The organism is Solilutibacter silvestris, assembly GCF_050574925.1.
Lineage (GTDB): Bacteria > Pseudomonadota > Gammaproteobacteria > Xanthomonadales > Xanthomonadaceae > Solilutibacter > Solilutibacter silvestris_A.
The window spans coordinates 318,011-331,236 of record NZ_JBCMOO010000003.1; the positions used below are offsets into that span (position 1 = coordinate 318,011).

The window sequence follows — 13,226 nt, forward strand, 5'->3', positions numbered from 1 at the left end:
CTAGTCCTCAGCTCGCCTGGATCTGCAGCTTAAATCCCAGTCCGGCGATGTCGGACTGTTCGCCTTCCAGGTCGGCGCGCAGCAACGGGCGCTCATCGAGCCAGCGTCCCGAAAGTTCCAGGCGCAATGCGTTCTTGTCCGCGCGCAGTTTCAATCGCGGAATCGCTTCGCCTTCGTGCGAGCGGTGCACCAGCACGGCCAGTCGCAACAACGCCGAGAGGCGTCGCGTGGTCTGGCGCAGGCGCGCCGGCAGGGCGTCGAATACCGATTTCGGCAGGCTGCGGCGATGGCTGCGCACCAGGATCGCCAACATCTGCTGTTCCTGCTGGGTGAAGCCGGACACGTCGGAGTGCTCGATCACGTAGGCGCCGTGCAGGTGGTACTGGCTGTGGGCGATCACCAGGCCGATCTCGTGCAGGCGCGCGGCCCAGCCGAGGATCTGGCCGTCGTCGGCGTCGAGCTTCCAGCTGCGCTGCACCTGGTCGAACAACGCCATCGCCGTGTCTTCCACGCGTTGCGCCTGCGCCATGTCGACGCCATAGCGCTGCATCATCGCGGTGACCGAGCTGTCGCGCGGATCGTCGCCACCGGCGCGGCCGATCATGTCGTAGAGGATGCCTTCGCGCATCGCCGCCTTGCTGACATCCATCTGGCGGATGCCGAGTGTCGCGAACGCCGCTTCCAAGACCACCACGCCACCGGCAATCACCGGCGTGCGGTCTTCCGACAATCCCGGCAGCTGGATCTTGCCGATGCTGCCGGCCGCGAGCATGAGTTCGCGCACATGCCACAACGCTTCCGGCGTGATCTCGCCATTGCCCATGCCGGTGCCGGCGCAGATCTTGCCGATCGCCTTGATGGTGCCGGAGGACCCCAGCGCGTCTTCCCAGCCCAGGTCGCGGTAGGTGCTGGCGAACTGCTGGAATTCCGCCGCGACTTCGGTCAGCGCCTGCCGCCATTTCTTGCGGGTGAGCTTGCCGTTGGCGAAAAAGCGCCGGGTGGTGGCGACGCAACCGACCTGCAGGCTCTCGCGTTCGATCGGCTCCAGTCCGCGGCCGATGATGCATTCGGTCGAGCCGCCGCCGATGTCCATCACCAGCCGCAGCTCGCCGTTCCGGGGCGGTTGCGCGTGGCTGACGCCGAGGTAGACCAGTCGCGCTTCTTCGCGGCCGGACACCACTTCGATGGAATGGCCGAGGGCGATTTCCGCGGGAACGAGGAATTCCTGGGGCTCGCGCAGGCGGCGCACGCTGTTGGTGGCGAGTGCGCGCACGCGCCAAGGCGGGATGTCGCGGATGCGTTGGCCGAAACGCGACAGGCAATCGAGTGCGCGTTCCTGCACGGCAGCGTTCAGATGGCCGGAGCGATCGAGGCCTTCCGCCATGCGCACCATTTCGCGGATGCGATCGACCACGCGCAACTGGCCAAGGGTGTAGCGGGCCACCACCATGTGGAAACTGTTGGAACCGAGATCGACCGCGGCCAGCATGTCGCCGTCGCGCAGTGGTGTTTCGGCAGTGATGGCGCGGCTCGGGCTCATGTCGGGCTAGCTTAGTGGGTCATCCGTGATGGCGTGCAGTCAGGTCACCGACACGGGCCCGTCGATGCGTTCCAGCAGCGACAACTGCGCGGAATGCGGCGCTTGTCCGTCGGTCGGTTGCAGGTGCAGGTATTCGCCGTCTTCCTGCAGGTCCCAGGCCTGAGTGTTGTCCTCGAGGTAGTTCGCCAGCGCCTCGTCATAGACGCGTTTGGCCAGCACCGGATCGAGGATCGGGAAACAGGTCTCGACGCGTCGCAGCAGGTTGCGTTCCAGCCAGTCGGCGGAGGAGCAGAAGATTTCCGGATCGCCGTCGTTGGCGAACCAATACACGCGGTGGTGTTCGAGGAAGCGCCCGACGATCGAACGCACGCGGATGTTCTCGGAGACGCCGGGCACGCCCGGGCGAAGCGTGCAGGCGCCGCGCACGATCAGGTCGATCTTCACTCCGGCTTGCGACGCGGTATACAACGCGCGCACCACGTCGGGTTCGTTCAAGGCATTCATCTTGGCGATCACATGCGCCGGCTTGCCCTTGCGTGCGTGTTCGGTCTCGCGTTCGATGCGCGCCAGCAGGCCGCTGTGCAGCGTGAACGGGGAGAGCAGGAGGCGCTTGAGCTTGATCGCCGACGCCATGCCGGAAATCTGCTGGAAGGTGCGGCTGACGTCCTCGCCGATGTCCTTGTTGCAGGTGATCAGGCCGAAGTCGGTGTACAGGCGCGCGGTGCTGCTGTGGTAGTTGCCGGTGCCAAGGTGCACATAGCGGCGCAGGCCTTTGCCTTCGCGGCGGACGATCAGCAGCATCTTGGCGTGGGTCTTGTAACCGACCACGCCGTAGACCACCTGCACGCCGGCTTCCTGCATGCGGTCGGCGAGGCCGAGGTTGGCTTCCTCGTCGAAGCGCGCGCGCAGCTCCACCACCACGGTCACGTCCTTGCCGTTGCGCGCGGCCTGGATCAGGTGTTCGACAATCGTGGAATCCTTGCCGGTGCGATACAGCGTCTGCTTGATCGCCAGCACGTCGGGATCTTCCGCGGCTTCGCGGATCAGGTCGACCACCGGGGTGAACGCATCGAAGGGATGGTGCAGCAGCACGTCGCCGGCGGCGACGCGGCGGAACATCGATTCCTCCTCCATCTGGCGGGGAATCATCGGCTGGAACTTGAGGTCGGGGCGATCGCGGATCAGGTCGTACACCTGCACGACGCGATTGAGGTTGACCGGTCCGCTGATGCGGTACACCGCGTTCTCGGTCAGCTCGAAGTTCTGCAACAGGAAGCGTTCGATCTCCGGTGGGCAGCTTTCCGCCAGTTCCAGCCGCACGGCCTTCAGGTAGCCGCGTCCGATCAGTTCGTCGCGCAGCGCGTGGGCGAGGTTGTCGACTTCTTCCTCGTCGACGATCAGTTCGGAATTGCGCGTGACCCGGAACTGGTAGGCGCCCTTGACCTTGAGGCCGGGGAACAGTTCGTCGACGAATTCCGAGAGTACCGACGACAGGAAGACGAAGCTCTGGCCACCTTCATCGGCCAGGTCGGGGATCTGGATGATGCGCGACAGCGAGCGCGGCGCACGCACGATGGCGAGATGGCCCTGGCGTCCGAAGGCGTCGCGTCCGCGCAGCACCACGACGACGTTGAGCGCCTTGTTGAGGATGCGCGGGAACGGATGCGAGGGATCGAGCGCGATCGGCGACAGCACCGGCATGATCTGCTCGCGGAAATACTTGCGCAGCCATTCCGTCTGTTCGGGCGACCATTGCGTGCGTTGCAGCAGGCGGATACCTTCGGCATGCAGGGCCGGGCGCAGTTCGGTATCGAAATTGGCGTACTGCGCCTTCACCAGTTCGGCGGCGCGTTCGTGGATCTGCTGCAGCACCGTCGCATGCGAGCGGCCATCGGGCCCGGGTTGCAGGCCGAGGTGCTCGGCGTGCTGCAGGCTGCCGGCGCGGATCTCGAAGAATTCGTCGAGATTGGTGCAGGAAATGCACAGGTAACGCAGGCGTTCGAGCAGCGGGATCGAAGGATCCTGCGCCTGCGCCAGCACGCGGAAATTGAAGTCGAGCTGCGACAGTTCGCGATTGAAGTACAACGCGGGATCGTGCAGGTCGGGCTTGACCTTGCGCGACGACGCCTTCATTCCGCGGCTGGTCGCGGGACGACGCGTTCCTTTCCGAAGTGACATGAGAACGTGCTTCCTTTGCCGACCTCGCTATGGATGTCGAGGCGGGCTTCATGGTGATTCAGGATGTGCTTGACGATGGACAGGCCAAGTCCGGTGCCGCCGGTTTCGCGCGAGCGGCTGGTGGAGACACGATAGAACCGTTCGGTGATCCTGGGAATATGCGCGGCGGGAATGCCGTAGCCGCTGTCGGCCACTTCCAGCACCGCGCCATCGCCTTCGCGCGCGAAGCGGACATCGATGCGGCCGCCTGCCGGCGTGTAGCGGATCGCGTTGCTGATCAGGTTGGAGAAGGCGCTGTGCAGTTCCTTGTTCGATCCCCACAGGTCGACGTCGGCGCTGTCCGTGATGGTGATGGCGTGGCGGCCCTGGCTCAGCGCATCGGCTTCGCGACGCAGCACCGCCAGCATCAACGGCATCGCCACGTGGTCGTCGGCGAAGCGTTCCTGCGATTCCAGCCGCGACAGGGTCAGCAGATCCTCGACCAGTTGCGCCATCCGCTGCGATTGCTGGCGCATTTCGGCGAACATCCGCGAGGTTTCGCCGTCGCTGTCGTCGTCCATCATGTCGAGATAGCCGTGCAGCACGGTCAGCGGCGTGCGCAGTTCGTGCGAGACGTTGGCGACGAAGTCGCGGCGCATCTGTTCGAGGTGCAGCAGCTTGCTGACGTCGCGGGCGACCAGCAGCCAGTATTCGTCCGAATACGGGATCAGGCGCAGGTTCAAGCGAAGATTCGGATCGACCGGCGAAGCCGCATCGTGCATCGGTTCGGCATTGCGTCCGGCGGCCAGCCAGCGCGACAAGGGCAGCGATTGCAGGCGTTCGCCGATCGGGCGATTGATGTCTTCGGGATATTGCAGGCCGAGCAGCGTGGTCGCCGCCTTGTTGAACCACAGCGTGCGCTGGCTGTTGCGCCTCAGCACCACCACGGCATCGGGCAGGGTCGCGGCCGCGGCGCGATAGGTGCGCAGCATCGCCAGCAGGCGTTTCTTGCGGGTGCGGACTTCGCCCTGCTGGCGCGCGAGCAGGCGTTCGAGCTCGTTCCAGATGCCCGCGCCTTCGGGTGCGCGGATGCGGCGGCGGGCGGCGATCCGGTTGATGATCGTGCGCATCCGCCAGTAATGCCAGGCCAGCACGACCAGTGCCGCGATCGCGAGCGCGGCCCAGATATGCCCGCTGAAGATCCCAACCAGCGCGGCCAGCGCCAGCACGACGCCCAGCGGCAACAATGTCGCGAACCAGGCGGAACGGATGCTCATTCGCGGGGCGGGCCGGGCGTCAGGCGGAAATCGAGAAGCGATAACCGGCACCGCGCACCGTCTGCACCATGTGGTCGAGCGCGTGCGGTTCCAGCGTCTTGCGCAGGCGACGGATGTGGACGTCGACCGTGCGTTCCTCGACATAGACGCTGCCGCCCCAGACATGGTCGAGCAACTGCGAGCGGGTATAGACGCGCTCGGGGTGGGTCATGAAGAAGTGCAGCAGGCGGTATTCGGTCGGGCCGATCGCCACCGGCGAATTGTCGTCGCCAGCCTGGGCGAACACGCGATGGGCGGCGCCGTCGATGCGCAGTGCGCCCAGGGCGACATTGCCTTCCTCGTCGTCTTCGCGGGAACGGCGCATCACCGCGCGGATGCGCGCCAGCAATTCGCGCGAGGAGAACGGCTTCACCACGTAATCGTCGACGCCGGCCTCGAGGCCGCTGACGCGATCGTTCTCTTCGCCGCGCGCGGTCAGCATGATGATCGGCACGTCGCGGGTCATGCTGTCCTTGCGCCAGCGCCGCGCAAGTTCCAGGCCGCTGGTGCCGGGCAGCATCCAGTCGAGCAGGATGAGGTCGGGGAGGCGGTCGGCGATCGCGTTCTGCGCCTCGCGGGCATCGCCGGCGTGGACGGCGTCGTATTCGGCCTTGCGCAGGGCAAAGGCAACCATGTCACGGATGGCGGGCTCGTCGTCGACGATCAGGATGCGCTTCTGCACGGGATGAACCCAAATGGCGGGATCGCGACAGGAGACGACAGTTTATTGACAATACGATGACAACGTCATCGTCGACAGTGCCCGGCAAAATTATCTCAGTGAATCAAGCGCTTGCCGAAGGTTCCTGTCATCGTTTGGACCCGCGTCCATGTCCTGGATGCCCTGTTTGCGCATATCCAGCACCTCCGGCGTGATCGCGGCGATGCGAGCATCGATGCGGGTGCGGGCGTAGTAATCGAGGTCGGAACGGTTTTTCAGGGTGTGCAGCTGGAGCAGGGCGCGGCGCGGATTTCCATTCAGGTAGGCGGCCTGGGCATAGGCCTCGCCGGCGCGGATGGAATCGCCGGCCTGTTCGGCGGCGCGCCCCAGGGTGCTCTGGAAGGTCGGGTCGTCGCCACCGTCGGCGGCGAGCGGGCGCAGGATCTCGACCGCACGCTGGCCGGCGTCGCGTCCGCCGCGCTGGTTGAGGATCTGGGCATAGGCGATCGCGATGGCGCGATTGCCGGGCATGCGATGGAGCAATGCGGCGAGGCGGGAATCGGCATCGGCGCGGTGGCCAATGCCGTTGTCGGCTTCGGCCATGCCGACCGCCAGCCACCAGTTGTCCGGATGCTTCTGCAATAGCGGGGCGAGCGCGGTATTGGCTTGGGCGAATTGCCCGGCAGCCAGGCGGGCGACGGCCTCGCCATACCGCTGTGCGTCGCTGAGCGGACGCCGGGTCGCCAGTCGTTCGTATTCCTGCACGGCCTGCGTCGGCGTGCTCGCGCTGAGCGCGCGCATGCGTTCCTTGGCGTAATCGAACATGCCGCTGGCGCTGCGTTGCGCGACCTGCACGCGCACGCCCGGCGGCAGCAGCGGATTGTCGCGGCTGGCGATGTTGGTCACCACCGGTGCGCTGCTCATTTGCGCGGCGCGCGCCTTGGCCTCGGCGATGCGGCTGCCGGTGACCGGGTGGGTGAGGAGGTAGTCCGGCGTCTGCTCGCGGTCGCCGCCGCGGTTCGCGCGCATCGCGGTTTCCATGCGCTCGAAGAATCCCGCCATGGCATTGGGGTCGTAGCCGGCGCGCGCCAGCAGGCGGATGCCGACGCGATCGGCTTCCGATTCGTTGCTGCGCGAATAGTCGAGCTGGCGCTGCACCATCAACCCCTGCGCGCCAGCGACCGCGGCCATCGTCGCGTTGCTGGAGGAATTGCCGCCACCGCCGGCCTTCTGCGCCACCACGATCGCGCCGAGCATGGCCAGCAGGATCGGCAACTGGTCGCGCTGCGCGCGTTCGACCGCACGCAACACGTGCGACTGGCTGACGTGCGAAACCTCGTGCGCCAGCACCGCCGCGACTTCGTCCTCGCGCTCGGCGGTCAGCACCAGTCCGCTGTTCACCGCGACGTAGCCGCCCAGGGTGGCGAAGGCGTTGATCTCGCGTTCGCGCAGCAGGAAGAAGGTGAAAGGCGTGCTGTTGGCATCGCTTGATGCGACCAGGCGATTGCCGACGCCCTGCAACCAGTCGGCCAGCAGCGGATCGTCCAGCGTGTAATCGAATCGGCGCAACTGCGCCAGCGTCATCGCACCGTATTCGCGCTGTTCCGCCGGGGTGATGATGCGCGCCGCCGACGATCCCATGTCCGGCAGGTGTCCCTGCTGGGCGCGGGCCACGCCGATGGCGAGCGTGATGGCAAGGGCGAGGGCGGTGGGGAGATGGCGGTGCACTCGGGACGTCCGGTGGCGGAATGGGTGGATCGCGTCACATCATGTGGCGCTGGCGGGGCACAGGCGTGAATTTGCCGTAAACCGGCCCGCCGGGGCAATGCAAAGCGGCTTCCGAAGTCGCATCATATGCAGATCAATCGCCCCATCCCGACCATGTCCACGCCAGAAATCACCCTCTACACCACCCAGGTCTGCCCGTACTGCGTGGCCGCCAAGAACTTCCTCAAGAGCAAGGGCCTGGAGTGGCGCGAAGTGCGCGTCGATCTCGATCCCGCCGAGCGCGAGAAGATGGTGGCGATGGCAAAGCGCACCAGCGTGCCGCAGATCTTCGTCGGCGAGACCCATGTGGGCGGCTATGACGACATGATGGCCCTGCATCGCGCAGGCAAGTTCGAGCCGCTGCTGCAGCAAGCCTGAAGCCTCGCGCGCGGCCCCATGCGCCGCCGTCTGGCATAATTGACGCACCCGAATTTCCCGCGTGGACGCGCCCAAGGCGCAATTTCGCCACGCCCGTACTCCAGAGAAGGATTCCGCAATGACCCAGACCATCACCGTGATCCGCGGCGACGGCATCGGCCCCGAAATCATGGCCGCCACCCTGCACGTGCTCGATGCGATGAAGCTCGATCTCGCCTACGAGGAAGCGGACGCCGGCATGGTCGCGCTGGAAAAGCACGGTGACCTGCTGCCGCAGGCCACGCTCGATTCGATCAAGCGCAACAAGATCGCGCTGAAGGCGCCGCTGACCACGCCGGTGGGCGAGGGCTTCACCTCGATCAACGTCACCCTGCGCCGCATCTTCGACCTCTACGCCAACGTGCGTCCGGCGCACAGCTTCCCCAACACCAAGTCGCGCTTCCCCAGCGGCATCGACATCATTACCGTGCGCGAGAACACCGAAGGCGCGTACATGAGCGACGGCCAGGCGGTGAGCGAAGACGGCGAAACCGCGACGCTGGTGCAGAAGGTCACCCACAAGGGGTCCGAACGCATCGTCCGCTACGCCTTCGAGATGGCGCGCAAGATCGGCCGCAAGAAGGTCACGGTGGTCCACAAGGCCAACATCATGAAGTCGACCTCGGGCCTGTTCCTGAAGACGGCGCGCCAGGTGGCCGCGCAGTACCCGGACATCGAGTGCAACGAAATGATCGTCGACAACACCTGCATGCAGCTGGTGATGAAGCCGGAACAGTTCGACGTGATCGTCACCACCAACCTGTTCGGCGACATCATCTCCGACCTCTGCGCCGGCCTTGTCGGCGGACTCGGTCTCGCGCCGGGCGCCAACATCGGCGAGCACGGCGCGATCTTCGAAGCCGTTCATGGTTCGGCCCCGGACATCGCTGGCAAGGGCATCGCCAATCCCTGCGCATTGCTGCTCGCCGCGGGCCAGATGCTCGACCATCTCGGCATGCCGGAACAGGCCACGCGCCTGCGCAACGCGATCGTCGCGACGCTGGAAGCGAAGGACGACCTGACGCCGGATCTCGGCGGCAGCGGCACCACGACCAGCTTCGCCGAAGCGATCACGCGCAGGTTGTGAGATCGCGCGTTGACTGCGGCAATTTGACACTGCCGCGGTCGGACGCGACAATGCCGGACGTTGTTTCGCGAGCGTCGTTGCACGGTGTGCGGGGACCGCAGGGCGGGGCAGGAAGAACGGCTCTCGTCGGGGTATAGCGCAGTCTGGTAGCGCGCCTGCTTTGGGAGCAGGATGTCGGGGGTTCGAATCCCTCTACCCCGACCATTCTTCCTGCATCGATTTCCTTGCGCCCGTAGCTCAACCGGATAGAGCACCGGCCTTCTAAGCCGGTGGTTGCAGGTTCGAGTCCTGCCGGGCGCGCCAATCGCGAAAACAAGGTTTCAATGGTGGCTGTAGTTCAGTTGGTTAGAGCACCGGATTGTGATTCCGGATGTCGGGGGTTCGAGTCCCCTCAGCCACCCCATTTCAACAAGATGGTCTTGCATGTCTTCGTACATGCAGTATCATTGGCGGTTCGGGGCTGTTAGCTCAGTTGGTAGAGCAGTTGACTCTTAATCAATAGGTCCAAGGTTCGAATCCTTGACAGCCCACCAAATCGGAAACGCCCAGTCGCAGGACTGGGCGTTTTTCTTTGTACGATGTGCACGACGCGAAAGTGGCGGAATTGGTAGACGCCCTGGATTTAGGTTCCAGTGCCGCAAGGCGTGGGGGTTCGAGTCCCCCCTTTCGCACCACGCGGGGTGGAGTGGCAGGATCCCCCAAAATCGGCGAAAATCCTCCGCTTGCCCGCGCGTCGGCGCGGGCCCCGAACAACCTACAACGTCAGGCCGCAGGTCAGCGCGGCGAGCAGGAGCGTCCATGCAAGTCTCGATCGAATCCACCGGCAACCTCGGCCGTCGCGTCACCTTCAAGGTGCCGAGCTCCGATTTCAACGACAAGGTGGGTTCACGCCTGCGCGAAATCGCGCGCGACGCCCGCATCAAGGGCTTCCGTCCGGGCAAGGTGCCGGCGAGCGTGATCGACAACCGCTACGGCGACCAGATCCGCGGGGAGATCCTCGACGGCATGCTGCGCGAAGGCTTCGGCAAGGCCGTGGAAGGCCAGGATCTGCGCATCGCCGGCAATCCGCGCATCGTCCCGAACAACGAGGCCGCGGGCGAGGGCGAGCTCGCCTACGTCGCCGATTTCGAACTGGTCCCGGATTTCGGCGACATCGATGCCGCCAAGCTCAACGTGGTCCGCCACACCGCCGAAGTGACCGACGAGGACATCGACCGCATGGTCGAGAACCTGCGCATGCAGCGCCAGAGCTGGTCGCCGGTGCAGCGCGCCGCCAAGAGCGGCGACCTGGTCGACGTCGAGATGAGCAGCGAAGTCGATGGCCTGCGCATGCCGCCGCAGGGCGTCGAGTCGGCTTCCACCGTGCTGGGTTCGGCGCAGATGCTGCCGGCACTGGAAACCGCCCTCGAAGGCCTCGAGCCGGGCGCCGAGAAGGACATCGAGATCGAATTCCCGGCCGACTGGCGCATCGAATCGCTGGCCGGCAAGACCGCCAAGGTCCATGCCAAGCTGACCCAGATCGCCGAAGCCAAGCTGCCGGAGATCGACCAGGCCTTCATCCGCAGCTTCGGCGTGCGCAGCGGCGAGATGGACCAGTTCCGCAGCGACATCCGCCAGAACCTCGAGCGCGAGCTCAAGGGCGCGCTGATGTACCGCCTGCGCCGCGAAGTCGGCGAAGCGCTGGTCAAGGAGTTCGCCGGCGTCGAACTGCCGCCGCGCCTGGTCCAGGACGAAGCGCAGGGCATGGCCAATGCCGATGCCGAGCAGGCCCGCCAGAACGGCGCCCAGGTCGTCGAAGCGACGCCCGGTCCGTACGCCGATGCCGCCCGCAAGCGCGTGTTGGTCGGCCTGCTGGTCGGCGAAATCGCCCGCCAGAACAAGCTCAGCCTCGATTCCAACCGCCTGGTCGAAACGCTGCGCCTGATCGCCTCGACCTACGAAGAGCCGCAACAGGTCATTGATTTGTACCGCAACGATCCCCAACTCATGCAGGGTCTGCAGAACCGCGTGATGGAAGAGCAGGTGATCGACTGGATCGCCGGGCAGGCCCAGCACACGGAACAGGCAATGTCCTTCCAGGACGCGATTCGCGCCGAATAATCAGTCGCCCGGCGGTCACGCCGGGTCTGATACGGTCACGAGGCGCGTCACCCCCTACGGAGCTTGAGCATGTCGTCGATTCCCGCCACTTCGCTGAACCTCGTGCCCATGGTGGTCGAACAGACCAGCCGTGGCGAACGCGCCTATGACATCTATTCGCGCCTCCTCAAGGAGCGCGTGATCTTTCTGGTCGGTCCGATCGACGACAACGTCGCCAACCTGGTGGTGGCGCAGCTGCTGTTCCTCGAGGCCGAAAACCCCGAGAAGGACATCAGCCTCTACATCAACTCGCCCGGTGGCGTGGTGACGGCCGGTATGTCGATCTACGACACCATGCAGTTCATCAAGCCCGACGTCTCCACCATCTGCGTGGGGCAGGCGGCGTCGATGGGCGCGGTGCTGCTGGCGGCTGGCGCGGCGGGCAAGCGGTATGCGCTGCCGAACTCGCGCGTGATGATCCACCAGCCGCTGGGCGGCGCCCAGGGCCAGGCGGCCGACATCGAGATCCAGGCCCGTGAAATCCTGACCTTGCGCCAGCGCCTGAACGAGATCCTGGCCAAGCACACCGGCCAGTCGCTCGAGACCATCGGCCACGACACCGACCGCGACAACTTCAAGGACGCCGAGGCCGCGCGTGCCTATGGCCTGATCGACCAGGTGCTGGCACGTCGCCCCGACGAAACCGTTCAGGCCGGTTGATCGCACGCGCGTTCAAACAAGTCTTTGATTCACAACGTAATTGGTCGGGTGTCTACACCGTTAGTGGACGCCCGGTCTTATGCTATCTTCCGGGAGAGCCACTCTCCCGAGCTCAGGACAGGGAATGACAGACGACCGCACCACCCGCACGACCGACAGTTCCAAGATTCTCTACTGCTCGTTCTGCGGCAAGAGTCAGCACGAAGTCCGCAAGCTCATCGCCGGTCCCAGCGTGTACATCTGCGACGAGTGCGTGGAGCTGTGCAACGACATCATCCGCGAGGAACTCGAGCAGAAATCGGATTCGAGCCGCAGCGCGTTGCCGAAGCCGCAGGAAATCCTCGAGGTCCTCGACCAGTACGTGATCGGCCAGCAGCGTGCCAAGAAAACGCTCGCGGTCGCCGTGTACAACCACTACAAGCGCATCGAGAGCCGCCAGAAGTCGGATGACATCGAACTGGCGAAGTCGAACATCCTGCTGGTCGGTCCGACCGGTTCGGGCAAGACGCTGCTGGCCGAAACGCTGGCGCGCCTGCTCAACGTGCCGTTCACCATGGCCGATGCCACCACGCTCACCGAAGCCGGCTACGTCGGCGAGGACGTGGAGAACATCATCCAGAAGCTGCTGCAGAAGTGCGACTACGACGTCGACAAGGCGCAGCACGGCATCGTCTACATCGATGAAATCGACAAGATTTCGCGCAAGAGCGAGAACCCGTCGATCACCCGCGACGTGTCGGGCGAGGGCGTGCAGCAGGCGCTGCTCAAGCTGATCGAAGGCACCGTCGCCAGCATTCCGCCGCAGGGCGGACGCAAGCATCCGCAGCAGGAATTCCTGCAGGTCGATACCCGCAACATCCTGTTCATCGTCGGCGGCGCGTTCGCCGGCCTCGACAAGATCATCCAGCAGCGCACGACGGAAGCCGGCGGCATCGGTTTCAGCGCCAAGGTGAAGTCGGTGGAGCGCAAGGCCGATACCGGCAAGGTGCTGGCCGACGTCGAGCCGGAAGACCTGATCAAGTTCGGCCTGATCCCGGAATTCGTCGGCCGCCTGCCGGTGGTCGCGACGCTCGAGGAGCTGGACGAAGCCGCGCTGGTGAAGATCCTCTCCGAGCCGAAGAACGCCATCACCAAGCAGTTCCGCAAGCTGTTCGAGATGGAAGGCGTGGAGCTGGAATTCCGTCCGGAAGCGCTTGCCGCGATCGCCCGCAAGGCGCTCAAGCGCAAGACCGGCGCACGCGGCCTGCGCACCATCGTCGAATCGGTGTTGCTCGACACCATGTACGACCTGCCGTCGCTGGAAAACGTCAGCAAGGTGGTGGTGGACGAATCGGTGATCGACAACAAGACGCCGCCGTTCCTGATCTACGACGCCGGCGCCCAGCAGCCGCCGCAGCAGAAGATCGCCGCCGCCGAATAAGCGGGCACTCACGCGAAATGAACGGAGCGGGCTGGCCTTGTGCCGGCCCGTTCTGCTTTGCG

The 13,226-nt window shown here is 65.2% G+C and carries 10 protein-coding genes and 5 tRNA genes; 10 read left to right on the forward strand and 5 right to left on the reverse strand.

The annotated features are described in order from the left end of the window. Positions 1 to 7 precede the first annotated feature (7 nt). From ppx to ABE093_RS08225, 5 genes are all read right to left on the reverse strand, one after another. On the reverse strand, positions 8 to 1,540 hold the full coding sequence (gene ppx / locus ABE093_RS08205; protein ID WP_430760393.1) for an exopolyphosphatase: 1,533 nt from the start codon (positions 1,538 to 1,540) through the stop codon (positions 8 to 10). Between the two features lie 39 nt (positions 1,541 to 1,579). Further along, a complete protein-coding gene (ppk1, locus tag ABE093_RS08210) occupies positions 1,580 to 3,673 on the reverse strand; it encodes a polyphosphate kinase 1 (RefSeq protein ID WP_430760632.1) in 2,094 nt (697 codons plus the stop codon). Next, positions 3,670 to 4,974 (reverse strand): phosphate regulon sensor histidine kinase PhoR, encoded by a 1,305-nt coding sequence (gene phoR / locus ABE093_RS08215; protein WP_430760394.1) that lies wholly within the window; start codon positions 4,972 to 4,974, stop codon positions 3,670 to 3,672. The genes ppk1 and phoR overlap by 4 nt, the downstream gene beginning before the upstream one ends. A 19-nt stretch (positions 4,975 to 4,993) precedes the next feature. Beyond that, positions 4,994 to 5,695: a phosphate regulon transcriptional regulator PhoB gene (gene phoB / locus ABE093_RS08220; protein ID WP_430760395.1), complete on the reverse strand. Its 702-nt coding sequence runs from the start codon at positions 5,693 to 5,695 to the stop codon at positions 4,994 to 4,996. A 90-nt stretch (positions 5,696 to 5,785) separates the two neighbouring features. Further along, positions 5,786 to 7,315, reverse strand: coding sequence for a M48 family metalloprotease (locus tag ABE093_RS08225; RefSeq protein WP_430760633.1), 1,530 nt, complete (start codon positions 7,313 to 7,315; stop codon positions 5,786 to 5,788). A 240-nt stretch (positions 7,316 to 7,555) separates the two neighbouring features. Here ABE093_RS08225 and grxC point away from each other — a divergent pair, with 240 nt between their 5' ends. From grxC to clpX, 10 genes are all read left to right on the forward strand, one after another. Continuing rightward, positions 7,556 to 7,819 carry a glutaredoxin 3 gene (gene grxC / locus ABE093_RS08230; protein WP_430760396.1) on the forward strand — a complete coding sequence of 88 codons (264 nt, stop codon included), beginning with the start codon at positions 7,556 to 7,558 and terminating at the stop codon, positions 7,817 to 7,819. A gap of 118 nt (positions 7,820 to 7,937) precedes the next feature. Further along, positions 7,938 to 8,945: an isocitrate dehydrogenase gene (locus tag ABE093_RS08235; RefSeq protein ID WP_430760397.1), complete on the forward strand. Its 1,008-nt coding sequence runs from the start codon at positions 7,938 to 7,940 to the stop codon at positions 8,943 to 8,945. A gap of 127 nt (positions 8,946 to 9,072) precedes the next feature. Then, positions 9,073 to 9,149 (forward strand) — tRNA-Pro (locus tag ABE093_RS08240). Positions 9,150 to 9,171: 22 nt separating this feature from the next. Next, a tRNA-Arg gene (locus tag ABE093_RS08245) sits at positions 9,172 to 9,248 on the forward strand. 23 nt (positions 9,249 to 9,271) lie between these two features. After that, positions 9,272 to 9,348, forward strand: a tRNA-His gene (locus ABE093_RS08250). A 54-nt stretch (positions 9,349 to 9,402) separates the two neighbouring features. Beyond that, positions 9,403 to 9,478: transfer RNA gene (locus ABE093_RS08255), tRNA-Lys, on the forward strand. Between the two features lie 56 nt (positions 9,479 to 9,534). Next, positions 9,535 to 9,619 (forward strand) — tRNA-Leu (locus tag ABE093_RS08260). Positions 9,620 to 9,743: 124 nt separating this feature from the next. Next, positions 9,744 to 11,045 carry a trigger factor gene (tig, locus tag ABE093_RS08265; protein ID WP_430760398.1) on the forward strand — a complete coding sequence of 434 codons (1,302 nt, stop codon included), beginning with the start codon at positions 9,744 to 9,746 and terminating at the stop codon, positions 11,043 to 11,045. A gap of 69 nt (positions 11,046 to 11,114) precedes the next feature. Continuing rightward, positions 11,115 to 11,744, forward strand: a complete 630-nt coding sequence (gene clpP / locus ABE093_RS08270) for an ATP-dependent Clp endopeptidase proteolytic subunit ClpP (RefSeq protein WP_430760399.1) — start codon at positions 11,115 to 11,117, stop codon at positions 11,742 to 11,744. A 124-nt stretch (positions 11,745 to 11,868) separates the two neighbouring features. Continuing rightward, on the forward strand, positions 11,869 to 13,164 hold the full coding sequence (gene clpX / locus ABE093_RS08275; protein ID WP_430760400.1) for an ATP-dependent Clp protease ATP-binding subunit ClpX: 1,296 nt from the start codon (positions 11,869 to 11,871) through the stop codon (positions 13,162 to 13,164). The last annotated feature ends 62 nt before the right edge of the window (positions 13,165 to 13,226 follow it).